This is a genomic window from Agrococcus beijingensis (assembly GCF_030758955.1).
GTDB classification, from domain to species: domain Bacteria; phylum Actinomycetota; class Actinomycetes; order Actinomycetales; family Microbacteriaceae; genus Agrococcus; species Agrococcus beijingensis.
The window spans coordinates 2,656,523-2,680,109 of record NZ_CP132360.1 but is presented as its reverse complement, the minus strand read 5'-3'; the positions used below and the strand labels follow the sequence as shown (position 1 = coordinate 2,680,109).

Below are 23,587 nucleotides of genomic sequence, written 5' to 3'. Positions count from 1 at the left end.
CGGCAGCGCGTGCCGCTACGGCAGCGCGTGCCGCTACGGCAGCGCGTGCCCCTACGGCAGCGCGTGCCTACGGCAGCGCGTACTCCGTGCCATAGGTCGCGACGTAGGGCAGCACATCGCCCGCCTGCAGCGCCGCCCCCAGCGCCGCGGTCTGCGCGGCATCGATGACGTTCACCCACTGCCCGTTCTGCATCGCGTAGCCGTCGAGCGGCGCCATGAGGCTCACGATGTCGGTGCGCTCGAGGCCCTGGCTGATGGTCGCGAGGGCCACCATGTCGTCGACGCTCAGCTCGCCGGTGAGGCGCACGTTGCCGGCGATGGCGCCCATCAGCGCCGTGAGCTGCGCGGGATCCGCCGCGATCTGGTCGACGCGGTCGAGCATGCCGATGATCGACTCGCGCGCACGCTGGGTGCGGTCGAGGTCGCCCTCGGGCAGCTCCTTGCGCTGGCGCACGTAGGCGAGCGCGTCGTGGTTGGTGATGGTCACCGGGCCCGCGGGGTAGACGGCCAGGTTGCCGGTCTCCGTGCCCATCTGCGAGGCGTGCTGGTTCTGCACCGTGAAGCCGCCGAGCGAGTCGGCGATGTTGACGAAGCCGGTGAAGTCGGTCTGCACCACGTAGTCGATCTCGAGCCCGCCGAACATGCCCGAGACCGCCTGCCGCGCGAGCTCGGTGCCGCCGTACGAGAAGGCGGCGTTGATCTTCGCGAAGCCCCGGCCCGGCAGGTTCACCCACGAGTCGCGCGTGATCGAGACGAGCGCGAGGGTCTGCCGGTCGGCCGAGATCTGGGCCAGCATCATGACGTCGGCGTTGCCGTCGAACGCGCCTGGCGTGCGCGAGTCGGTGCCCAGCAGCAGCGCGGTGACCGCGCCGTCGGGCAGCGGGTCGACCCACGGCTCGGGCGTCGGCGGGGGGGCCGCGGTGGGCGTGGGCGTCGCCGTCGGCGTCTGCGCGACGGTCGGTGTCGGCTCCGGCTCCGCTGTCGGCACGCAGCCGGTCAGCACCAGCGCGGCCGCCGTCGCGATGACGGCGAACCGCTTGAACCCTCTACCGTGTCGTGCCACAGCGCACTCCTTCTCCACCAGCCTCCAGGCTAGGCCAGCCCCGCACCTGCGGCCGACGCGCCACGCTCAGCGCAGCGCCGCGTAGCCCTGCTCGTCGCGGGCGTTCGACGCCGCACGGATCGTGCCGTCGGGGCCGTGCGAGGCGAACGAGAGGCGTCCGAGCGACCAGGGCCCCGCATCCGTCACCGCATGCCCGCGGCGCTCGAGCTCGGCGATCGTGTCGGCGCCGAGCCGCGACTCGACGTGCAGCCCGCCCGGCTCCCACACGCGCGGCTCGAACGACGACACCAGGTGCGTCACGTGCCACGAGGGCGCGTCGATCGCCGCCTGCGGGTCGAGCCCGAGCACGCGCATGCCCAGCAGCATCGTCAGCTGCCACTGGTCCTGCTGGTCGCCGCCGGGAGTGCCGAGCGCGGCCACCGTGCCGTCGTCGTCGACCAGCATCGTCGGCGACAGGGTGGTGCGGGGGCGGATGCGGGGCGCGAGGCTCGTGGGCAGCCCCGGTTCCAGCCACAGCATCTGGGCGCGCGTGCCGAGGCAGAAGCCCAGGTCGGCGATCGTCGGGCTCGACTGCAGCCAGCCGCCGGAGGGTGTCGCCGAGATGACCATGCCGTCGCGGTCGACCACGTCGATGTGGCAGGTGTCGCCGCGGGTCGGCTCGCCGGCTCCGGCCGGCTTCGGCGCGGCCGTCGCGGCCTCGACGTGCGGCAGGCGCGGCTCGCCGCGCAGCGCGCCGGGGCGCAGCTCGAGCGAGGCGGCGTCGCCGATGAGCGCGCGCCGCTCGGCGAGGTAGGCGGGGTCGAGCAGGCGGCCGAGGTCGGCGCCGTCGCCGAACCAGGCGTCGCGATCGGCGAGCGCCAGCTTGGTCGCCTCGACCGCGACGTGCACGAGGTCGGCGTCGAACGCATCCGCCCGCTCGGGCAGCAGCGGGTCGGCGATCGCGAGCGCGGCCAGCAGCGCCGTCCCCTGCGACCAGGCGCCGGCCTTGTGCACGGTCGTGCCGCGCCACGGCATCGACATCGTCGGCTCCCAGCCGGGCCGCCAGCCCGCCAGGTCGTCGCCCGTGAGCAGGCCGGCGTGGGCGGCGCCCGACGAGTCCATCGCGGGCGCACGGCTGTGGCGGTCGATGGCCTCGGCGACGAACCCCTCGCTCCAGGCGGCGATCGCGGCATCGCAGGCGGCCTCGCGGCCCTTGCCCGCGCCGGCGTCGGCGAGCCTGCGGTAGGTGCCCGCGAGCACCGGGTTGCGCACCAGAGCCCACGCCTCGGGCGCCGGGTCGGTCCACAGCGCCGCCGACGCCGGCCAGTGCTCGCGGAAGAACTCGGCGCGTCCGGCGATGGTGCGGGCGACGCGCGGCAGCACGCGGTGGCCGCGCTCGGCCAGCTCGATCGCGAAGGCCAGCACGTCGGCCGGCGCCCACGTGCCGTGGTCGCGCAGCAGCGTCAGCCACGCGGGGACGGCGCCCGGCACGACGGCGGCGAGCAGGCCGGTGCCGGGGATGTGCGCGATGCCCTCGGCGCGCATCCGCTCGATGGTGGCGGCGGCGGGCGTCGGCCCCTGGCCGGCCAGCACGACCGGCTCCCGCCCCGGCACCCGCACGATCGCGGGCAGGTCGCCGCCCGGACCGTTCAGGTGCGGCTCGACGACGTGCAGCACGAAGCCGGCCGCGACGGCCGCGTCGGCGGCGTTGCCCCCGCGCTCGAGCACGGCCATGCCGCTCGACGAGGCGAGCCAGTGCGTCGAGGCGACGGCTCCGAACGATCCCTGCAGCGGCGGTCTGGTGCGCATCATGGCGGCCACGCTACCGACCGCGATCCGGAGCCTCGCCGAGCGCGGTGCACGACGCGAGCCCGGGAGCTCCACCCAGCTCGGTGCACAACGCAAGCCCGGGAGCTCCGCCCACCTCGGTGCACCACGCAAGCCGGGGAGCTCCACCCAGCTCGGTGCACCACGCAAGCCCGGGAGCTCCGCCCACCTCGGTGCACAACGCGAGCCGGGGAGCTCCACCCAGCTCGGTGCACAACGCAAGCCCGGGAGCTCCGCCCACCTCGGTGCACAACGCAAGCCGGGGAGCTCCACCCAGCTCGGTGCACAACGCAAGCCCGGGAGCTCCGCCCACCTCGGTGCACAACGCGAGCCGGGGAGCTCCACCCAGCTCGGTGCACAACGCAAGCCCGGGAGGGCCGATCGGCGGCGGACAGGGGCGGGGCCTGCACGGGCCGCACGATGCGCGCCGCGGGCTTGCGTTGTGCTCGGCCGCGGGGGTCAGCCGCGCAGCACCCGGGCGGTGGAGGCCTCGGGCGTCAGGTCGAGCCGGCGCAGCAGCTGCGCGTTCAGCGCCACCACGATCGTCGACACCGACATCAGCAGCGCGCCGACCGACATCGGCAGCACGAACCCGACCGGCGCCAGCACGCCCGCCGCGAGCGGCACCGACAGCAGGTTGTAGCCCGCCGCCCACCAGAGGTTCTGCACCATCTTGCGCGCACTGGCGTGCGACAGCTCGAAGACCGACAGCACGCTGCGCGGGTCGGAGCTCGCCAGGATCACATCGGCCGACGCGATCGCCACGTCGGTGCCGGCGCCGATCGCGAGCCCGACGTCGGCACGGGCGAGCGCCGGAGCGTCGTTCACGCCGTCGCCGACGAACGCCACCCGGTGGCCCTCGGCCTGCAGCCGCGCCACCTCGCGCTCCTTGTGCTCCGGCCGCACGCCGGCCGCCACCCGATCGATGCCGAGCCGGCCGGCGACGCTGCGCGCGACGGCCTCCGCGTCACCCGTGACCATGGCGACCTCGACGCCCAGCCGGTGCAGCGCATCCACCGCCTGCTTCGACTCGGGGCGGATCTCGTCGGCCAGCCGCAGCGCACCCTCGACGCGGCCGTCGACGACGACGTGCAGGATGATCGCGCCCTCCGCGCGCCACGGCTCGACCTGGGGCAGCTCGTGGGCGGCCTCCTCGCCGAGCAGGTGCGGGCCGCCGACGCGCACGCGGCGCTCGTCGACCGTGGCCGTCACGCCGACCGCGGGGGAGGAGGAGAAGTCGGATGCGTCGGGGACGACGAGCGCGCGCTCCTCGGCCGCGCGCACGATCGCCCGCGCGAGCGGGTGCTCGCTCGCCGACTCGGCCGCCGCGGCGAGCGCGAGCAGTCGATCGGTGTCGCCGTCGACGGCGTGGAGCTCGACGAGCGCGGGCTCGCCCGCGGTGAGGGTGCCGGTCTTGTCGAACAGCACGACGTCGACGGCGCGCATCGTCTCGAGCGCGAGCCGGTCGGCGATCAGCACGCCGCCGCGGGCGGCGCGCTCGGTCGCGATCGACACGACGAGCGGGATGGCGAGGCCGAGCGCGTGCGGGCAGGCGATCACGAGCACCGTCACGGCGCGCACGACGGCGTCGTCGGGGGCTCCGGCGATCGTCCAGGCGACGGCGGTGAGCGCGGCAGCGATCAGCGCGAACCAGAAGAGCCAGCCGGCCGCGCGGTCGGCGAGCCGCTGCGCCTTCGACGTCGACGCCTGGGCATCGGCGACGAGGCGGCGGATGCCGGCGATCGCGGTCTCGTCGCCGGTCGCGTCGACGCGCACGCGCACGCCCGAGTCGGTGGCGACGGTGCCGGCGACGACGCGGTCGGCGATGCCGCGGGCGACCGGGCGCGACTCACCGGTGATCATCGACTCGTCGAAGCTCGCCGAGCCGGCGATGATCTCGCCGTCGGCGGGCACGCGCGCGCCGGGCCGCACGACGACCACGTCGCCGACGCGCAGCGCGTCGGGGGAGACCCGCTCGGTGCCGCCGTCGACCTCGCGCTCCGCCTCGTCGGGCAGCAGCGCGGCGAGCGAGTCGAGCGCCGACGACGTCTGCGCGAGCGAGCGCATCTCGAGCCAGTGCCCCAGCAGCATGATCACCACGAGCAGCGCGAGCTCCCACCAGAAGTCGAGGTCGTGCTCCGCGATGCCCAGCGTGGCCGCCCACGAGGCGACGAACGCGACGGTGATCGCGAGCGCGATGAGCAGCATCATGCCTGGCCTGCGCGCCCGCAGCTCGTCGACGGCGCCCGTGAGGAAGGGGCGGCCGCCCACCGCGTAGAGCACGGTGCCGAGCACGGGCGAGACCCACCGGGCCCATGGCTGGTCGGGCAGGTCGTAGCCGACGATCGACGCGAACATGCCGCTCAGCAGCACCGTCGGCACGGCGAGCGCGAGCATCCACCAGAAGAGGCGGCGGAACATGCCGACGTGGTCGCCGTGGCCCGCGTGGCCGCCGTGGCCCGCGTGTGCGCTGTGCTCCTCGTGGCCGGCGGGGGAGCTGTGCTGCTCGTGGCCGGCGTGGGAGCTGCGCTCCTCGTGGCCGGCGTGGGAGCTGTGCTCCTCGTGGCCGGCGTGGGAGCTGTCGGCGTGGGAGCTGTGCTGCTCGTGACCGGCGTGGTCGCTGTGCTCCTCGTGACCGGCGTGGGAGGTGTGCTCCTCGTGACCGGCGTGGTCGCTGTGCTCCTCGCCTCGCTCGCGCTCGTGGACGGCGTCGTGGCCGCGGTCGTGGCTAAGGTTCTCGTGCTCGCGCATGCCCCGACCGTATACCCCCCGGGGGTATCTGGCAAGGCGCTTGCCGCGCCGGTTGTCCACACCCGATGACGGTCTCCGCACACGCCGGGCACCGGCTGCCGCACCCTCCGCTCATGGACACCGTGAAGATCCGCACCCCGCAGTCGCTGCTGCAGCTGCTGCCCCGGCTCGTCGGCCCCGTCGAGACACCCTCGCTCATCGCATTGCCGCTGTCGAGCGGCCGCTCGGGCATGCCCATGGCGCTCGACCTGCCCGAGCGGCGGTCGGTGGCGGCGCTCGCGGGAGCGATCCGCGCGGGCGGTCGCGGCTGCGACGCCGTCGTGCTCGTCGCGTGCCTCGAGGCGCCGCTCGGCGCCGACCCGCTGCCGCTGCGCGACGAGATGCGGCACCTCGCCCGCCAGCTCTCCCGTGCGGGGATCCGCACGCTCGAGCTGCTCGCGCTCGGACCCGACGCGTGGGGCGACTACGCCTCGCCGGAGTGCGCCCGCGGGCCGCTGGCCGAGCTCGACCTGCTCGACGACCCGGCGCCCGGCGTGCCCGACCTCGCTCCCGTGCCCGGCGTGCCGGCGACGCGCGACAGCAAGGCCGCCGCCGATGTCGCCGCCTGGCTCGACGATCTCGACGACGTCGACCTCCACCTCGCGCACGACGACCCGATCGCCGCGCTCGAGGCCGCGGTCGAGCTCGCGCCCCGGATCGGGGCAGGCCCGGGGGCGCTCGGCATCGACCCCGCGAAGGCCGCGGCGCTCGCGATCCTGCTGGTCGAGGCCCCTGCGATGCGCGACCTCGCCATCGAGATCGCCATCGACGGCGCGAGCGCCGCGGCGGGTACCCTCGCGGTGCTCGGCGACGCGGACTCCGCGGTGCCCGACGCGGCCGCCAACCGCTTCCTCGGCTGCGGGCCGGCCCCCGACCCGGAGCGCCTCCACGATCGGCTGCGCCGCTGGACGGCGATCGCCGAGGCGACGCCGCTCGAGCTGCGGGGCCCGGGCCTCGTGATCGTCGGCTTCCTGCACTTCTTCCTCGGCCGGGGGCGCACCGCCGGCCGCTGCGCCGAGCTCGCGATGGCCGTCGACCCGCACCTCACCATGGCGCCGCTGCTGCGCGACATCGTCGACGCGAAGGGGGCGCCGGACTGGGTGCTGCATCCCGGGTGCACGGAGTAGCGTCACCGCATGTCCACAGCACACGTGCACGACGTCCTGGTGATCGGCGGCGGCAACGGCGGCATCTCGGCCGCAGCCCGACTGCGGCGCCGGGGCTGCCTCGACGTCGGCCTGATCGAGCCCTCCGACCGGCACGTCTACAAGCCGCTGCAGCACTACGTCGGCACCGGGCTCGCGAGCCCCGACGAGCTCGTGCGGCCGCAGTCCTCGCTCATCCCCGACGGGGTCGTCTGGCATCGCACCGCCGCGGTCGCGATCGACCCCGTGCGCCGCTCGGTGCGGTGCGCCGACGGCAGCGAGGTGCGCGGGCGCGACATCGTGCTCGCCCCGGGCGCCCGCATCGACTGGAGCCGGCTGCCGGGCGCCGAGCAGGCCCTCGCCGACGGCACCGCGATCACCACCTTCGTCGATGCCGAGCTCGAGCGCTCGCGCACCCGCATCGACGCGATGGCAGGCGGCACGGCGATCTTCCAGGTGCACGCGCAACCTGCCTCCGGCCTCGAGACCGCGTTCAAGCCGCTCTTCATCGCCTGCGACACCTGGCGCGCGGCGGGCACCCTCGACCGCATCCGCGTCACCCTCGTCCACGAGGCAGCGCGGCTGCACCCGGTCGCGGCGATCGAGCAAGAGATTCGGCGCCACCTCGACGACTACGGGGTCGAGGTGCGCCTCGGCACCCGCATCACCAGCATCGACGGCGACGCGGTCACGCTGCGCGGTCCTGCGGGCGAGGCGGTCGAGCAGGCCGACCTGGTCGGGCTGCACCCGCCGTACGCGGCGCCGCGGCTGATCGCCGACTCCGGCCTCGACGGCGAGGGCACCGGCGGGTTCGCCGCCGTCGACCCCGAGACGCTCCGGCACCCCCAGCATCCGCGGATCTGGGTGGTCGGCGACGCCGGCGACCTCGGCGACGCGCGCACCGGAGGGGCGCTGCGCCAGCAGGTGAAGCTCGTCGTCGAGAACATCCGGCTGGCGCGCGCCGGCCAGCCGCTCGAGCGCTACGACGGCTACACCGTCGCCCCGATCGCGACGGCGCGCCGCAGCCTCTCCTTCGGAGAGTACGACCGATCGCTGCAGGTGCGGCGCAGCCTGCCGGTGCCCGACGAGATCCGATCCAGCCCGCTCTGGCACGTGCTCGACCGCTTCGGGCTGCCCCAGGTGTACTGGCATCGCATCCTCAAGGGGCGCCTGTAGCGACCCGCAGGGGGCCGCGATGCGGGCGCGACGCCACGAGCATGGAAGACTGGAGGACGTGACCCACATCGGAGCGGCGAGCGGCGAGTACGCGACACAGGGGCCGGAGGCCCGCCAGTTCGCTGTGCGCTGGGCCGGCTTGACCGACACCGGCTTCCGCCGCCAGCACAACGAGGACTCCCTCGTCACCCAGCCACCGGTGTTCGCGGTGGCCGACGGGATGGGCGGGCACTCGCACGGCGATCTGGCCAGCAAGGCGGTCGCCGAGCAGCTCGGCGCCCTCGGCGGGCTCGAGACGGTCGAGCCGATCGACGTCGTCCAGGCGCTGCGCCGCGCCACCGACGAGATCGAGCTGCTGGGCGACGGCGAGGGCGCCGCGGGCACCACGGTCACCGGCTGCGCGTTCGCGCTGCACGAGGGCGCCCCGCACTTCGCCGTCTTCAACGTGGGCGACTCGCGCACCTACGCGATGCTGGGGGAGCGGCTCACCCGCATCACCATCGACCACTCGGTCGTGCAGGAGCTCATCGACGCGGGCCTGCTCACCGAGGAGGAGGCCGAGACGCACCCCGAGGCCAACGTGGTCACGCGGGGCGTCGGCGCCGGCATCGACCCGGTGCCCGACTACTTCCTGCTGCCGATCATGCCGCAGCTGCGCCTGCTCGTCTGCTCCGACGGCCTCACCAAGGAGCTCCACGACGTCGACATCGAGCGCCTGCTGTGGGAGCACGACGAGCCGGCCGACGCCGCGCAGGCGCTCGTCGCCGCGGCGCTCGACAGCGGCGGCCGCGACAACGTGACCGTCATCGTCATCGATGTCACGCAGGCCCCCACCGTCGACGACGTCGACCGCACCGTGCCGCGGACGACGCTGCGCGACGAGGAGCCCAGGCGGTCCTGATGGCCAGGCGGCTCCCCTCAGCGCCGCCGGTCCTGCCCGGCTTCTCGCACCTGCACGTGCTGGGCACGGGCGGCTACGCCGACGTGTTCCTCTACGAGCAGGCGCTGCCGCGCCGACCGGTGGCGGTCAAGGTGCTGCTCGCCGAGCTCGTCGACGAGGAGGTCCGCCGGTCGTTCCGCAGCGAGGTCAACCTGATGGGGCGCCTCTCGTCGCACCCCAGCATCCTCACCGTCCACAGCGCATCCGTCGCCAGCGATGGCCGCCCGTACCTGGTCATGGAGCTCGCCAGCCCCGAGCTGGGCGAGCGATTCCGCACCGAGCCGCTCGCGCCCGAGGCCGCCATGCGCGTGGCGATACGCATCGGCGCAGCGCTCGAGACCGCGCACCGCGCCGGCGTGCTGCACCGCGACATCAAGCCCGCCAACATCCTCACCACCTCGTTCGGCCACCCCGTGCTCAGCGACTTCGGCATCGCCGGCCTGCAGCACGACGCGACCGAGGCCGCCGGCGTCTCGGTGCCGTGGGCCGCGCCGGAGGTGCTGCGCGGCGACACCGGCGGCACCATCGCGACCGAGGTGTGGTCGCTCGGCGCGACCGTCTTCTCGCTCATCGCCGGCCGCAGCCCCGCCGAGCAGCCCGGCCGGGCCAACGACCACGCCGCGCTCACCGAGCGCATCATCGCGCACGACCTGCTGCCGTCGCGCGCGATCCCCTCGGCGCTGCGCACCGTGCTCGACAAGGCCCTGGCCGCCAAGCCCGGCGACCGCTTCGAGAGCGTCGAGGCGATGCTGCTCGAGCTGCAGCGCGTGCAGGCCGAGCTCGGCTTCGACGTCACCCCGATCGAGGTCGAGGTCGACGCGTGGGCGGCAGACGCCGTCATCGAGGCGGAGACGGAGGACGACTCGGATGCGCTGCGGCTGCGACAGCGCAGGTCGCGTCGGTCTCCCGGCATCACCGGCAGCCGGGTCGACATCTCGCAGTCGACCGGCCGGCGCCAGCCGCAGAAGCCGAAGCGCTTCGCCGTCGGCATCGGCATCGCGGCCGCGAGCGTCGTCGTGCTGGGCATCGTCACCGCCGCGGCGTTCGCGCTCGCGAGCCTGACCACGCAGATCCCCGTCGTCGGCGAGATCGCGGTCGAGGCGCAGCCTGGCCGTGTCGCGTTCGCCTGGGAGGATCCGGGCCTGGTCGACACCGACACCTATCACGTGCGCACGTCGACCGGGGATGCGCTGATCCAGGGCGGCCGCGAGTTCGCGATGTCGGGCGCCGCGGGCGATCGGCTGTGCATCACCGTGGCCGTCAACCGCGACGGATCGACCGGCGAGACCACCGAGGCGTGCGGGGAGCCGCTGCCGTGAAGCGCGGCCGCCTCGGCCTCGCGCTGGGCTCGATCCTGGTGTCCGGCATCGTGGTCGGCGCGGTGCTGAGCCCCGGCTACCAGGCCATCGAGCCGCAGCTCGACGGCTCGAGCGTGTGGGTGGCGAACGGCGGGGCCGGCGCGATCGGCCTCGCGAACACCGCGAACGCCACCATCGAGCGCACCATCGAGGTCGGCGGCGTCGACGAGGCGCACCAGACCCCCTCGGGCACCGTGATCGTCGACCGCGACGCATCCGCCATCCGCGTCGTCCGCGAGGGCGCCGCGCAGGCGGGCCCCGCGGTGCCGATCGACGCCGGCGCGCTGGTGGTCGTGCGCGACGACCGCATCGCGATCACCTCGCCCACGACCGGCGACGTCTGGCGCACCACCGCCGGCGCGATCGCCGAGGGCATCGGGCTCGACGCACCGGTCGTCGCGCTCGGCCGCGGCGGCGTCGCGGCGCTGAGCGAGACGAGCCTGCTCGCGGCCTCGCCCGGCCTCGGGCGGGTGCTGCGCGTCGACGACGACGGCGAGATCGCCTCGAGCGACCGCGCCCCCGTGTCGCCGTCGGCGCCCGACCTGCAGCTGACGGCGCTCGGCGACCAGTGGGTGCTCTACGACGCGGGCTCGGGCGTGCTGTCGACCAGCACCTGGCAGACGGCGGTCGACGCGACCGACGTGCGCCTGCAGGAGCCCGGCCCCGACGCATCCGCCGTGCTGTACGCCACCGACGACTCGCTCGTGCGGCAGCAGCTCGGCGTGCCCGCCGCCACCACGCTCGCCTCCGGCACCAGCGGGCAGCCGGCGCGGCCGGTCGTCAGTGACGGATGCGTGTACGCAGCCTGGCGGGACGGCACCGGCTGGCGCTCGTGCGAGGGCGAGGAGTCGGTGGTGCTCGCGCTGCAGGGCGTCTCGCTCGACGCGACGCTGCGCATCCTGCAGCGCGGCAGCGCCACCGCGCTCGTCGACTCCGGCACCGGCGACGCCTGGGCGATCGACCGCTCGGGCGCCCGCATCGAGGGCTGGCAGGTCGACGACGACCAGCCCGCGCCGCAGGCGCCGTCCGACGGCGAGACGGTGGAGGAGACCGTCGAGGCCGCGCCGGTGCCGCCCGTGGCGGAGGACGACGAGCTCGGCGCCCGGCCCGGCGCCGTGACCGTGCTGCCGGTGCTGCTCAACGACAGCGATGCCAACGGCGACCCCCTCGTGATCACCGAGATCGCGACCGACCGCAGCGACGCATCCGCCACCATCACCCCCGACGGCCGCAGCATCAGGCTCGAGGCTCCCGACTCGGGAGCCACCCGCATCGACTACGCGGTCTCCGACGGCGTCGAGGACGATACGGCGGTCGCGACGGTGCTGCCGCGGGTCGGCAACGAGCCGCCGGAGCTCGTGCGCCCCGCGCAGGCGACGCTCGAGACGGGCGGCACGCTCGTGCTGGATGCGCTCGACGGCTGGCTCGACCCCGACGGCGACCCGCTCGCGGTGGTGGGCGCGTCGGTCGAGGCGCCGGACCGCGTCAGCGTGCGCGCCGACGGCCGGCTCGAGTTCACCGACGGCGGCTCCGGCGCCGAGCGCGAGGTGCAGGTCACCGTGAGCGACGGACGGGCGACGTCGACCGCGCCCATCGTGCTGACCGTGCACGCCGGCACGGTGGCGATCGGCGCGCAGCCGGTGACCGCCGTCACCCGCGTGGGGCAGGAGCTGGTGCTCGAGCCGCTGCTGGCGGCCAGGGGCGGCGAGGGCGAGCTCAGCCTGCACAACGTGATCGCACCCGGGCTGCCGGTGGAGCCGAGCTTCGCCGAGGGCACGATCCGCGTGCGGCCCGACGGCACCGGGCTGCTGCGCTTCGCCTACGTGGTCACCGACGGGGTCACGACGATGGAGGGCCGCGTGCTCGTGCGCGTGCTCGATGCGACCGACGCCTCGAGCGCGCCGGTGACGATGCCGGTGCGGGCCGCGCTGCCGCCCATCGGCACCGTCGCGCTCGACGTCGACGACCTCGCCTACGACCCCTCCGGCGGCGTGCTGGCGCTCGCCCTCGCGTCGAGCGACGACCCGGCGGTGCGCGCCGAGGTGGTCGACGCCGAGCAGCTGCGGCTGTCGCTCGTCGACGATCTCGACGGGCAGGCCGCGGTGCGCTTCACGGTGACGAACGGCGTGCAGTCGTCGACCGGCCAGCTGCTCGTGTCGACGACCGGCGCGGCCGCCGTGCAGAGCCCGATCGCGCGCGACGACCTCGTCACCGTGCGCCCCGGCGGGCTCGTCGACATCCCGGTGCTCGCCAACGACGAGCAGCCCGACGGGCTGCCGCTCGAGCTGCAGGCCGAGATCGTCGCGCCGCCCGAGGGCGGCCTGCTCTTCGCGGACGGCGAGCGGATGCGCTTCGTCGCCCCGGCGACGCCCGGCACGTTCACCGCCACCTACGCCGTGCGCGGCCCCGACGGGCAGATCGCGACCGCCGACATCACGCTGCAGGTCGCGGCGGCGGCGCGCACGACCAACGCGGCGCCGGCGGTGCCGACGGTCGAGGCGCGCGTGGTCGGCGGAGCGAGCGTCGACCTGCCGCTGCCGCTCTCGAGCGCCGACCCCAACGGCGACCCGGTGCAGCTGCTCGGCCCCTCGACCGCGCCCTCGCAGGGCTTCGTCACGCAGGCGGGCAGGTCGACGCTGCGCTACCAGGCCGGCGACTACGCCCGCGGCATCGACGAGTTCCGCTACCGGATCGTCGACGACCAGGGGGCGAGCGCCGAGGGCCTCGTGCGGGTGGTGGTCGTCGAGCCGTCGCCGGCGCTGCCGCCGGTGCTGGGGGGCGACCGCGCAGCGATGCGGCCCGACTCGACGCTCGTCGTGCCCGTGCTCGACAACGACAGCGACCCCGCGGGCCTGCCGCTCGAGATCGTCGACGTCCAGACCGCCAGCCCGGGCGCCAGTGCGGAGATCCGCGACGACGCCGTGCTCGTCACCGCTGGCCCGGGCAGCACCGACATCGGCGTGGTCGTCACGGTGGAGAACTCCGCCGGCACGGCAGCCGCCAGCTGGCTGCGGCTCGACGTCGACCCGGCGGCGCCCCCGCCCCCGCCCGACGTGCTCGACGTGCAGGTGGCGATCCAGTCGATCGCCGAGGCCGACGCGGTGCGCATCGATCCGCTCGACCACGCCACGGTGCGCGACGGCCGCACCGATGCGCTCGCGGCCAGCCTGCCGCTGATCACCGAGGGGGTCGTGCTGCGCGACGACGGCACGATCGAGATCGCCGTCGCCGACCGCACCCGCTTCGTGCCGTTCACGGTCGCCCGCACCGACGACCCGAGCGCGCAGACGACCGCGGTCATCGCGGTGCCCGGCCGCCGCGACGCCCTGCCGCAGCTGAAGGCGGGCGTCGCGCCGCTCACCGTGAGCGCGGGCGAGACGCTCGAGATCGCCGTCGACGACGTCGTCGACACCGTCGACGGCCAGGGCGCCGAGATCACGGATGCCAGCACCGTGCAGGCCTCGCCCACCGATGGCTCGAACCCGGTGATCGACCTGAAGACGCTCCGCTTCGTGCCGCAGCCGGGCTACTTCGGGCCGGCCAGCATCACCTTCGAGGTCACCGACGGCGACGGCGCCGGCGACCCCGACGGCCGCGTCGCCACCATCGTGCTGCCCATCGAGGTGCTCGCCGGCGACGGCGTGCCGCTGACGGTGCTGGGCTCCTTCGTGCAGCTCGAGCCCGGCACCGAGCGGGTCATCGACCTCGGCCGCGTCACGCGCGCGCCCGACCCTGCTCGCCTCGCGGGAGCCAGCTGGTCGCTCGCCGGCACCGTGCCGGAGGGCTTCCAGGCGAGCATCGCCGGTGCCCAGCTCACCGTCCGAGCGCTCGATCAGACCGACCCTGGCACGATCGCCGAGCTGCCGATCGGCGTGCGCGACAGCGCCGGCGTCGGCCTGCCGGGCGCGATCGTGCTCTCGGTGATCTCGACCACGGCGCCCCTGGCCGCACCGCTGCCCGACGAGGTGACGGTCCAGCGCGGCGCGGCCGCGACGGTCTCGCCGCTGCTGAACGACGAGGCGTCGAACCCGTTCCCGACCACGCCGCTGCGCATCGGGGCGATGCGCGACGGGGGTGCCGCGCAGCGTGGCATCACCGCGGCGGTGAGCGGCGACACGGTGCAGATCACCGCGTCGCCGGGAGCGGTGATCGGCGCCACCATCGTGCAGGTGCTCGTGCTCGACGCCACCGGGCAGCCCGGGCGCGGCGTCTGGAGCCCGATCACCGTGACGGTCCAGGACGTGCCGGATGCGCCCGCGCCGCCGGTGCAGGCGTTCGAGGAGCACATCGACGGCGTCGTGACCATGGCGATCGAGCCGCCCGTGAGCAACGGCAGCCCGATCACCGGCTACCGCGTCGTCAACCGCGCCGCCGGCGTCGACGTCGCCTGCGGCGCGACGCCGCGCTGCCGCATCGAGGGCCTGCCACCGGGCGTCGAGCTGCGGCTGCAGGCCATCGCCACGAACGCGCTCGGCGACAGCCTGCCGTCCGAGCCCTCGGAGCCCGTGCACGCCGATCAGCTGCCCGCGCTCGTGCCCGGCGTGCAGGCTGCGCCCTCGACGGCGCCCGGCGCGGTGCGGGTGGTGTGGCAGGGCGTGCCGCAGCCCGCCGGTGGCACCCCCATCGAGGCCTACCTGGTGCGGGTCTCGGGCGGCGGCCTCGACCAGCTCGTGCGGGTGGGCGCGAACGAGCGCGCCGCCGTGGTCTCCGGCCTGACGCCCGGCCGCGCCTACTCGATCGAGGTCGCGGCCACCAACCGCGCCGGCGTGCCCGACGCGAGCTGGCGGTGGCCGGCCGCGCCGCTGCCCTTCACCGCGGTCGGTCAGCCCGCCACCGGGCCGGTGCTGATCACCGGCAACGACGGCGGCCGGGTGACCGTGCGCTGGTCGGCCGTCGATGCGGGCGGCGCCGCCGCCGTGCGCTACACCGCGCACGTCGAGCCGATCGGCGCGGTGCACGCCTGCACGAGCACGGGCACCGGCACGCCGGCGGGCGACACCGCGCTCGAGGCGAGCCTGCCGATCGCCGACGGCTCGCGCTCCGTCGTGGCCGTCACCGCCGACAACGGCTGGCACTGCTCGGTCTCCGTGTCGGATCCGATCTTCGGCACGCCCATGCCCGTCGACCCATCCGCCGCCACCGTCGCCGCCGGAGTCGCGCAGGCCCAGGCCCGCGACGACGCCGTCGACCTGCAGCTCGTGCGCGCGCCGACGCCCGCCGACGGCACCTGGCTCGAGGCGCGCGTCACGCAGGCGCCGCAGACCGTCGAGCCGGCGTGGGTGCGCGTCTCGCAGGGCTCCTGGCTGACGCCGACCCAGACCGCCTTCGGCTACGGCCGCACCGCCAACGTCGAGCTGCGCGTCTGCGCGCCCTCCGGGGCGGGCGCCGGCGGCGTGTGCTCCGAACCGCGCGGCGTCGGCGCCGAGATGCCGCTCAGCCTGCGGGCCGAGGTCGTCACCTGCCGACCGCTCGTGCCGCTCGACGCGCGGCCGCCCGCGAATGCCACGCTGCTGGCGCAGGGATCGGTCGTCGCGTCGTACCTCGTGGGGGCCGCCTGGAGCCCGGAACGGCCCTCGACGGAGCCCGTTCCCGCCGGGGCGACCGAGGTGCGCGCCCGGGGCGTCGTAACCTATGCGGAGTCCGGAGCACCGCAGGAGTACCGAGACCTCCTGCCGACCGTCGCAGGATGCGGGCTGTGATCAACAGGGAGGAGGCGCCGTTGGGCGTCGACGTCGCGAGCATCCAGGAGCTGGCCGAGCGGGTCTCCGAGCAGGTCGAGCGGGTGCTCGTGGGCAAGCCCCACGTCGTGCAGCTGGCGCTCACCGCCATGCTCAGCAACGGCCACCTGCTCATCGAGGACAACCCAGGCACGGGCAAGACCTCGCTCGCGCGGGCGCTCGCCGCGTCGATCTCGGGCACCTCGCAGCGCATCCAGTTCACGCCCGACCTGCTGCCCGGCGACATCACCGGCGTGAGCGTCTGGAGCCAGGGCACGCGCGAGTTCGAGTACCGCCGCGGACCCGTGTTCGCGAACGTCGTGCTCGCCGACGAGATCAACCGCGCCAGCCCCAAGACGCAGTCGGCGCTGCTCGAGGTGATGCAGGAGGGCCGGGTGACCGTCGACGGCGTCGCGCACGCCGTGCCGCAGCCGTTCATGGTCATCGCCACGCAGAACCCCATCGAGCACGCCGGCACCTATCAGCTGCCCGAGGCGCAGGTCGACCGCTTCGCGCTCAAGGTCTCGATCGGCTACCCCGACCACGCCTCGACCCTGCGCATCCTCACCTCCTCCGGCGAGGAGGTCGAGCCCGAGGACCTCGCGCCGATCGCCGACTCGACCATCGTGCTCGGCTTCGCCCGGCAGATCCGCGGGGTGCACGTCGAGGCGTCGATCGTCGACTACGTCGCCCGGCTGGTCGAGGCGACTCGCCAGGCCGACGAGGTGCGCCTGGGCGTGTCGGTGCGCGGCGCCCTGGCGCTGGTGCGCACCGCGCGCGCGTGGGCCGCGATCCACGGCCGCGACTACGTGACCCCCGACGACGTCAAGGCGCTCGCGGTGCCCGCGCTCGCGCACCGCCTCGTGCTGCAGCCGGAGGCGGAGTTCGACGACGTCCGCCCCGAGAGCATCGTGCAGCAGCTGATGCTCACGGTGGCACCGCCCAGGCGCTGACATGCGCTGGCTCGACGCTGCCCTGCGCGCCATCACCCCCTGGGGCTGGGTGCTGCTGGCGGTCGTCGCGATCGGCGTGCTCGTCGCCCGCGGACTCGGCTGGGCGGAGGCGCTGGTCGCCGCGGTGGCATCCGCGGCCCTCCTGGTCGGCGCCATCCCCTGGATCGTGGGGGAGCGGTGGGCCCGCGCCCGCATCGGGCTGAGCGCCGAGCGCGTGCCGGTCGGCGCCGAGGCGCTCGCCCTGGTCGAGGTCTCGCGGCCGACGCGCGCCGCCACCCCGCGGCAGGTCGACCTCGACGTCGGCGACGAGGAGGCCGTGCTCGAGATCCCGCCGCTGGCGGTCGGCGGGAAGGTGCTGCGCTCGGTGCCGCTCGACACCAGCCGGCGCGGCCTGCGCACGATCGGCCCGGCGACCATCCTGCGCACCGACCCCTTCGGCGTGCTCGAGCGCCGGCACCGGCTGACCGAGACCCGCACGCTCGTCGTGCACCCGCGCGTGGTGCGGCTGCCGGGCGGCGCGGGCGGCATCGTGCGCGACCTCGACGGCGAGGCCGCCGCCGAGCGCACCGCCGACGACGTCTCGTTCCACAGCCTGCGCGAGTACTCGCCCGGCGACGACCGGCGGCTCGTGCACTGGCGCTCGAGCGCCAGGCACGGCACCCTGCTCGTGCGGCAGTTCGAGCCCTCGCGCCGCGCCGACACCCTCATCGTGATCTCGACCGACCCGAGCGAGTACGACGGCGACGACTTCGAGCTCGCCCTGTCGCTCGTCGGCACGCTCGGGCTCGCCGCGATCGGCGACCGGCGCACGCTGCGCGTGGTCGAGAGCCCGCAGACCGAGCGCGGCCCCGCGCGGCCCGTCGACGCCGCCACCCGCGAGCGGCTGCTCGACGCGCTCGCGGTGCTCGAGCCGCGCAGCGGGCTCGGCATCGCCGCCGCCGCGCGCGCCGCCCGCGGCACCGCCCCCGGCAGCGTCGCCTGGCTGATCACGGGCTCCACCGTGCCGCCTCGCACCCTCCGCACCGCGGCCAACGGCATGCCGGCGGGCGTCGTCTCGGTGGTCGTGCGCGCCGCGGTGGGCGCGCTGCCCTCGCGCTCGCGCCTCGGCGACGCCGACGTCGTCACGATCGGCGCGATCGAGGACCTCTCCCGCGGCATCGGCGATGCGGGGCAGCGATGATCCGGCGGGCTCCGGCGGTCGGCCTGCTGCTGCTCGCGATCGCGGCGGCGTGCGTGCCCATGTGGTGGATCTTCGGCACCCTGCAGCTGGTGGTCGCGCTCGCCGTCGGCCTGCTCGTGGGTGCCGGGATCGGCGTGCTCGGCGCGGTGCGCGGCTGGCACGGCATCTCGATGGTGCTCACCGGCATCGCAGCCCTCGCGCTCCTCGCGGTGCCGCTCACGACGCCGCAGCGCATCGCCCGCGGTGAGGCATGGCAGGGGTTCCTCGACGCGGCCGCCGCCGTCGTGCTCTCCTGGCGGCGCCTGCTCACCATCGAGCTGCCCGTCGGCAGCGACGACGCGCTGCTCATGGCGCCGCTGCTGCTGGTGCTCTTCGGCACCATGCTGGGCGTGCACGTGGCCCTGCGCTCCCGCAGCGCCGAGGTCGCCGCGCTCGTGCCGACGCTGATCGGTGTCTGGGCGATCCTCTGGGGCCCGCTGGCGGCGCCGGCGCCGTGGCTGACCGGCGTGGTGGCGCTGCTGCCCATCGGCGGCTACATCACGGTCGTGCGGCAGGCGCGCCGCCGCAGCCGGGCGCCCCGCCCGCTCTCGTCGCTCGCCCGCCGCGTCGGCGCCGGCGTCGCGGTCGCCGCGGTCGCCGCGCGCGACCCGGTCCGCGCCTCGCGACGCGGCCGCGTCCCGCGCCACCTGCCGCGCCCCGCGACCCGGCCCGCCTCCCGCGACCCGGTCCGCCTCCCGCGGCTCAGCCCGCCCTGACCGCCGCAGCCACCTGGCGCGCCCACGTGCCCGGCCCGGTGACCTCGACCCGGTCGAGCCCCTGCCAGGCAGCAGCCTCGGCGAGGGCCGGCGCGAGCCGAGCGGCGAGCTCGGCCGCACGCTCGCCGTGCGCGGGCTCGATCGTCGCGTGCTGCACCCGCAGGATGCCCGCCCGACGGTCGCTCTTCAGGTCGACCCGGCCGACCAGGTGGTCGTCGATCAGCACCGGCAGCACGTAGTAGCCGTGCTGCCGCTCGGCGGCCGGCGTGTAGATCGAGATGCGGTACTCGAACCCAAAGATGCGCTCCGCCCGCGGCCGGAACCACACCAGCGGGTCGAACGGCGACAGCAGCGCGGTCGAGCGGATGCGTCGGGGCGCGCGGGCGCCGGGCGTCACGTAGGCGGGCCGCCCCCACCCGTCGACCTCGACGGGCTCGAACTCGCCCGCGTCGACCAGCTCGGCGATCGCGACCTTGGCGTCGGCGACCTTCAGCCGGTAGTAGTCGGCCAGGTCGTCGAGCGTCGCGACGCCGTACGCGGCCGCCGCCCGGCGCACCAGTTCGCGCTGTGCGTCGCCGCGGTCGACGGCGCCGGTCGCCGCCTCCGGCAGCACCGCCTCGGCCACGGCGTAGCGCCGCTCGAAGCGGGAGCGCCCGACGGTGACCAGATCGCCCCGCCGGAAGAGCACCGCGGTCGCCCAGTACGCATCCGACTTGTTCCACCATCCGCCCGGCAGCCGCTCGTGCGCTGGGTGCTCCATGTCGCTCGGCCGCATCGGGCCGCGCTCGGCGAACTCGGCGCGCACGTCGGCGACCAGGCTGGCGTGCTCGTCGGCCCAGCGCTCGTCGTTCGGCCGCATCGGCTGCTGCCGCTTCCAGGCCCACAGCGGCCAGTCGGCGACCGGCAGGATGGCCGCCTCGTGCGCGACGTACTCGGTGTAGGAGCCCAGCCGGCGCCCGTGGTCGTGGTGGACGAGCCGGTCGAGCGCGCCGCGGTCGTAGGGCCCCAGGCGCGCGAGCAGCGGCAGGTAGTGGCTGCGCTCGAAGACGTTGACCGAGTCGAGCTGCAGCAGCCCGAGCCGCCCGATGGCGCGCTCGAGCGTCTTCGGGCCGGTGCGCCCGCGCTCGCCGGGCATCGCGCCGTGCAGACCGCTGGCGGCGATCGCGATGCGGCGCGCCTGCGCGGCGGGGATACGGTCGGGGCGACTCACGCCTCGGAGGCTAGCAACGGCCGCCGACGCATGGCGTCTCCGGTACAGCCCGCGCCCGTAGGATCGAGCAATGGTGCTCCGACGGCTGAAGGTCGAGGGGCCGCGAGCCCCGCTCGCGGCTGGCGACGCCGCCGTGCCCCGCGGCATGCGGATCGCCGGCGCCTGGGCGTGGCGCTTCGTCGCCATCGCGGCGGCCTCCGCGGTCGTGATCTGGCTGATCATGCAGTTCAGCCTCATCGTGATCCCGGTGCTGGTCGCCGCACTGCTCACCGCACTGCTCGGGCCGGCCGTCGACTTCCTGGTGCGGCACCGCTGGCCGCGCGGCCTCGCGGTGGCGCTCGCGGTCGTCGGGCTGCTGGTGTTCGTGTCGGGGCTCACCTGGCTGGCCGTCTCGCAGATCCGCGCGGAGTACCCGTCGCTGCAGCAGCGCGCGATCGAGTTCTGGGACGAGACGCAGGCGTGGATCCTGTCGCTGCCGTTCGGCATCTCGGCTCGGGACGTCAGCGAGTTCGGCACCAACATCCTCGGCACCGTCCGCGAGGACCTGTCGTCGATCCTCTCCAGCGCCCTCTCGGTGGGCTCGTCGGTCGGCCACTTCGCCGCCGGGCTGCTGCTGGCGCTCTTCGCGCTGATCTTCACGCTCTCCGACGGCCGCGGCATCTGGCGCTTCCTCGTCGGCCTGCTGCCTGCCGCCGCGCGCCCCGCCACCGACGGCGCCGCGAGGGCCGGGTGGGTGACGCTCGGCAACTTCGTGCGCGTGCAGGTGCTCGTCGCATTCATCGACGCGGTCGGCATCGGGCTGGGCGCCTTCATCCTCGGCCTGTTCTTCGAGGGCGGCATGCCGCTCGTGCTGCCGATCGCGATCCTGGTGTTCCTGGGCTCGTTCATCCCCATCATCGGAGCAGTGGTGACCGGTGCGATCGCCGTGCTCGTCGTGCTCATCTCGTTCGGCTTCGTGCCGGCGCTCATCATGCTCGGCATCGTGCTGCTCGTGCAGCAGATCGAGAGCCATCTGCTGCAGCCGCTCATCATGGGCACTGCCGTGAAGGTGCATCCGCTCGCGGTGGTGCTCGCGGTCGCCGCGGGCTCGACCATCGGCGGCATCGCCGGCGCGCTCTTCGCCGTGCCGGTGGTGGCGTTCCTGAACATCTTCGTGAAGACGATCGCCCACGGAACCTGGCGCACGCATCCGAACCCGAAGATCGAGGACGTCGTCCAGTGACCGACACGCCATCGCCCGAGGCCTCGCCGGCGACCGCGCTGCCGGGCCCGACGCTCGCCGACTTCGAGGCGGCGCGCGCCCGGCTCGTCGGCATCGTGCAGGAGACCCCGATGGAGCGCTCGCGCTACCTCTCGGGCATGCACGGCGCCGAGGTGTTCCTCAAGTGCGAGAACCTGCAGCGCACGGGCGCCTACAAGCTGCGCGGCGCCTACAACATGCTGTCGAAGCTCTCCGACGAGCAGCGCGCCCGCGGCGTCGTCGCGGCCTCGGCCGGCAACCACGCGCAGGGCGTCGCCTTCGCGGCGACCGAGCTGGGCATGCGCTCGACCATCTTCATGCCGGTCGGCGTCGCGCTGCCGAAGCTGCAGGCGACGCGCGACTACGGCGCGGCGGTCGAGCTGCGCGGCCTCGACTTCCAGACGGCGCTGGCCGCCGCGATCGACCACGTCGCCCGCACCGGCGCCACCTTCGTGCCCCCGTACGACCACCTCGACGTGATCGAGGGCCAGGGCACGGTGGGCCTCGAGATCCTCGACCAGGTTCCGGATGTCTCCACGGTCGTCGTGCCCATCGGTGGCGGCGGGCTGGCGGCCGGGGTGGCATCCGCGATCCGGCAGCGCGCCGACCGCGAGGGCCGCCGCGTGCGCATCGTGGGCGTGCAGGCCGAGCGCGCCGCCGCCTACGTCGAGTCGCTGGAGGCGGGGGAGCCGACGACGATCGTCACGCAGCCGACCATCGCCGACGGCATCGCCGTCGCCCGTCCCGGCGACCTGCCGTTCTCGATCATTCGCGAGACCGTCGACGAGATCGTCACCGTCTCCGAGGACGACATCGCCCGCGCGATGATCATGCTGCTCGAGCGCGCCAAGCTCGTCGTCGAGCCTGCAGGAGCGGTCGCGACCGCCGCGATCATGACCGGACTGGTCGCATCCGACGGCCCCACGGTGGCGATCCTCTCGGGCGGCAACATCGACCCGCTGTTCATGGAGCGCGTCATCGGCCGCGGCCTCGCCGCCTCGCAGCGCTACCTGAAGGTGCGGATCGCGCTGCCCGACCGCCCCGGCCAGCTGGCCATCATCGCCCAGATCGTCTCCGACGAGCAGGCCAACGTCGTCGAGGTGCTGCACTCGCAGCACGACGCCTGGACCTCGATCAGCGACGTCTCGATCGACATCTCCGTCACCACCCGTGGCCCCGAGCATGCCGAGCGCGTGCTCGAGGCGCTGCGGCGCGCCGGCTACGAGCCGCAGCCGCTCTAGTCGCTGCTGATGCGACGATGGCCCCGCACGCAGCGGGGCCATCGTCGTGCGGGGGCTAGCCCCGGTAGGTCTGCACGTCGACGATCTCGACGTCGATCTTCGCGCCCGACGGCGTCTGGTAGCTCGTCTTCGCGCCGATCTTGAGGCCCAGGATCGCGGCGCCCAGCGGGCTCGCCTCGCTGTAGACGTCGAGCTCGTCGCCGGCCTCGGCGATCTCGCGGTTGCCGACCAGGAAGGTGGTCGCGTCGCCGGCGATGGTCGCCGTGACGACGGTGCCCGGCTCGACGACGCCCGCCGCCTGCGGTGCCTCGCCGACCTTGGCGGTGCGCAGCAGCTGCGTGATCTGGGCGATGCGCGCCTCGATCTGCGCCTGGTCGTCCTTGGCGGCGTGGTAGCCGCCGTTCTCCTTCAGGTCGCCCTCGTCGCGGGCTTCCTCGATGCGCTTGGCGATCTCGGCGCGCACGGGACCCTGCAGGTGCTCCAGCTCGCCGCGCAGGCGGTCGTGCGCCTCCCGGGTCAGCCAGGTCTCCGTGGTGCCGTTCATGTCGTCTCCTGATATGCACAGAACCGGCCCCGAGTGGGCCGGTCCAACCTCCATGCTACGACAGCCAGCACTCCGAGACCAATCCTGTCGTCGGCCGCTTGCTCGTGCGCAGCTCGACGACGTGGGTCGAGCTGAAGGCGTCGGTCACCGGCAGCTCCACCTCCTGCCAGCCGACGATGCTGTAGTCGCTGCTGAGCGCCTCGACCGCGCAGGTCACCGGCGTGCCCGCCTCGACGCTCACGTCGAACACCACGCGGATCGTGGTGTCGTCGACGATCTCGTAGCCGAGGTCGCGCGCCTGGAGGCTCGTGCGCGCGGGATCCGTGCCCACCCACCAGATCCAGAGCGTGGCGGTCAGCAGCATGACCAGGCCCGCGGCGATGCCGAGCAGCCGCTGCTGTCGCGACCAGCTGCGCGTGCGGCCGTAGCGTGCCTGCAGATCGGTCATGGGAGCCTGTCGTGGGAGGAT

16 protein-coding genes are annotated in these 23,587 nt (G+C 74.8%); 10 read left to right on the top strand and 6 right to left on the bottom strand.

The genetic code is table 11. From position 1 onward, the window contains the following. Window positions 1–67 precede the first annotated feature (67 nt). The 3 genes from Q9250_RS13100 to Q9250_RS13090 all read right to left on the bottom strand — a co-directional run bounded on the left by Q9250_RS13100 (window position 68) and on the right by Q9250_RS13090 (window position 5,620). Window positions 68–1,063, bottom strand: coding sequence for an LCP family protein (locus Q9250_RS13100; protein ID WP_306232307.1), 996 nt, complete (start codon window positions 1,061–1,063; stop codon window positions 68–70). Window positions 1,064–1,129: 66 nt separating this feature from the next. Then, window positions 1,130–2,854, bottom strand: a complete 1,725-nt coding sequence (locus tag Q9250_RS13095) for a gamma-glutamyltransferase family protein (RefSeq protein ID WP_306232306.1) — start codon at window positions 2,852–2,854, stop codon at window positions 1,130–1,132. 474 nt (window positions 2,855–3,328) lie between these two features. Then, entirely contained in the window at window positions 3,329–5,620 is a 2,292-nt protein-coding gene (locus tag Q9250_RS13090) for a heavy metal translocating P-type ATPase (protein ID WP_306232305.1), read from the bottom strand. 113 nt (window positions 5,621–5,733) lie between these two features. On the opposite strand from Q9250_RS13090, the gene Q9250_RS13085 reads away from it, so the two are divergent. From Q9250_RS13085 to Q9250_RS13050, 8 genes are read left to right on the top strand one after another with little or no spacing between them, the layout of a single operon-like run. Then, window positions 5,734–6,786 (top strand): DUF4192 family protein, encoded by a 1,053-nt coding sequence (locus Q9250_RS13085; protein ID WP_306232304.1) that lies wholly within the window; start codon window positions 5,734–5,736, stop codon window positions 6,784–6,786. Between the two features lie 9 nt (window positions 6,787–6,795). After that, the gene (locus Q9250_RS13080; protein WP_306232303.1) at window positions 6,796–7,980 is read left to right on the top strand and encodes an NAD(P)/FAD-dependent oxidoreductase; all 1,185 of its coding nucleotides are present in this window, start codon (window positions 6,796–6,798) and stop codon (window positions 7,978–7,980) included. A gap of 58 nt (window positions 7,981–8,038) precedes the next feature. Further along, window positions 8,039–8,881: a PP2C family protein-serine/threonine phosphatase gene (locus Q9250_RS13075; protein WP_306232302.1), complete on the top strand. Its 843-nt coding sequence runs from the start codon at window positions 8,039–8,041 to the stop codon at window positions 8,879–8,881. Further along, window positions 8,881–10,239, top strand: coding sequence for a serine/threonine-protein kinase (locus Q9250_RS13070; protein ID WP_306232301.1), 1,359 nt, complete (start codon window positions 8,881–8,883; stop codon window positions 10,237–10,239). The genes Q9250_RS13075 and Q9250_RS13070 overlap by 1 nt, the downstream gene beginning before the upstream one ends. Next, window positions 10,236–15,977, top strand: coding sequence for an Ig-like domain-containing protein (locus Q9250_RS13065; protein ID WP_306232300.1), 5,742 nt, complete (start codon window positions 10,236–10,238; stop codon window positions 15,975–15,977). Before Q9250_RS13070 ends, Q9250_RS13065 begins: the two co-directional genes overlap by 4 nt. A gap of 20 nt (window positions 15,978–15,997) precedes the next feature. Next, on the top strand, window positions 15,998–16,948 hold the full coding sequence (locus Q9250_RS13060; RefSeq protein ID WP_306233999.1) for an AAA family ATPase: 951 nt from the start codon (window positions 15,998–16,000) through the stop codon (window positions 16,946–16,948). Window position 16,949: 1 nt separating this feature from the next. Further along, entirely contained in the window at window positions 16,950–18,128 is a 1,179-nt protein-coding gene (locus tag Q9250_RS13055) for a DUF58 domain-containing protein (protein WP_306232299.1), read from the top strand. Then, on the top strand, window positions 18,125–18,883 hold the full coding sequence (locus Q9250_RS13050) for a hypothetical protein (protein ID WP_306232298.1): 759 nt from the start codon (window positions 18,125–18,127) through the stop codon (window positions 18,881–18,883). The genes Q9250_RS13055 and Q9250_RS13050 overlap by 4 nt, the downstream gene beginning before the upstream one ends. On the opposite strand, the gene Q9250_RS13045 is transcribed toward Q9250_RS13050, so the two are convergent. Further along, window positions 18,870–20,093, bottom strand: coding sequence for a winged helix-turn-helix domain-containing protein (locus tag Q9250_RS13045; RefSeq protein ID WP_306232297.1), 1,224 nt, complete (start codon window positions 20,091–20,093; stop codon window positions 18,870–18,872). The genes Q9250_RS13050 and Q9250_RS13045 overlap by 14 nt on opposite strands. Window positions 20,094–20,163: 70 nt before the next feature. Here Q9250_RS13045 and Q9250_RS13040 point away from each other — a divergent pair, with 70 nt between their 5' ends. Further along, window positions 20,164–21,315: an AI-2E family transporter gene (locus tag Q9250_RS13040; protein ID WP_306232296.1), complete on the top strand. Its 1,152-nt coding sequence runs from the start codon at window positions 20,164–20,166 to the stop codon at window positions 21,313–21,315. Next, the gene (ilvA, locus tag Q9250_RS13035) at window positions 21,312–22,574 is read left to right on the top strand and encodes a threonine ammonia-lyase (RefSeq protein WP_306232295.1); all 1,263 of its coding nucleotides are present in this window, start codon (window positions 21,312–21,314) and stop codon (window positions 22,572–22,574) included. The genes Q9250_RS13040 and ilvA overlap by 4 nt, the downstream gene beginning before the upstream one ends. Window positions 22,575–22,629: 55 nt before the next feature. Here ilvA and greA read toward each other — a convergent pair whose 3' ends face one another. Next, on the bottom strand, window positions 22,630–23,118 hold the full coding sequence (gene greA, locus Q9250_RS13030) for a transcription elongation factor GreA (RefSeq protein WP_306232294.1): 489 nt from the start codon (window positions 23,116–23,118) through the stop codon (window positions 22,630–22,632). 55 nt (window positions 23,119–23,173) lie between these two features. After that, a complete protein-coding gene (locus Q9250_RS13025) occupies window positions 23,174–23,566 on the bottom strand; it encodes a DUF4307 domain-containing protein (protein ID WP_306232293.1) in 393 nt (130 codons plus the stop codon). Between the last annotated feature and the right edge of the window lie 21 nt (window positions 23,567–23,587).

Excerpts from the sequence above, each read along its gene's own strand:
- Q9250_RS13095 (WP_306232306.1), bottom strand. The coding sequence starts at position 2,854 with ATGATGCGCACCAGACCGCCGCTGCAGGGATCGTTCGGAGCCGTCGCC.
- Q9250_RS13090 (WP_306232305.1), bottom strand. The coding sequence starts at position 5,620 with ATGCGCGAGCACGAGAACCTTAGCCACGACCGCGGCCACGACGCCGTC.
- Q9250_RS13085 (WP_306232304.1), top strand. The coding sequence starts at position 5,734 with ATGGACACCGTGAAGATCCGCACCCCGCAGTCGCTGCTGCAGCTGCTG.
- Q9250_RS13080 (WP_306232303.1), top strand. The coding sequence starts at position 6,796 with ATGTCCACAGCACACGTGCACGACGTCCTGGTGATCGGCGGCGGCAAC.
- Q9250_RS13070 (WP_306232301.1), top strand. The coding sequence starts at position 8,881 with ATGGCCAGGCGGCTCCCCTCAGCGCCGCCGGTCCTGCCCGGCTTCTCG.
- Q9250_RS13055 (WP_306232299.1), top strand. The coding sequence starts at position 16,950 with ATGCGCTGGCTCGACGCTGCCCTGCGCGCCATCACCCCCTGGGGCTGG.
- Q9250_RS13050 (WP_306232298.1), top strand. The coding sequence starts at position 18,125 with ATGATCCGGCGGGCTCCGGCGGTCGGCCTGCTGCTGCTCGCGATCGCG.
- Q9250_RS13040 (WP_306232296.1), top strand. The coding sequence starts at position 20,164 with ATGGTGCTCCGACGGCTGAAGGTCGAGGGGCCGCGAGCCCCGCTCGCG.
- greA (WP_306232294.1), bottom strand. The coding sequence starts at position 23,118 with ATGAACGGCACCACGGAGACCTGGCTGACCCGGGAGGCGCACGACCGC.
- Q9250_RS13025 (WP_306232293.1), bottom strand. The coding sequence starts at position 23,566 with ATGACCGATCTGCAGGCACGCTACGGCCGCACGCGCAGCTGGTCGCGA.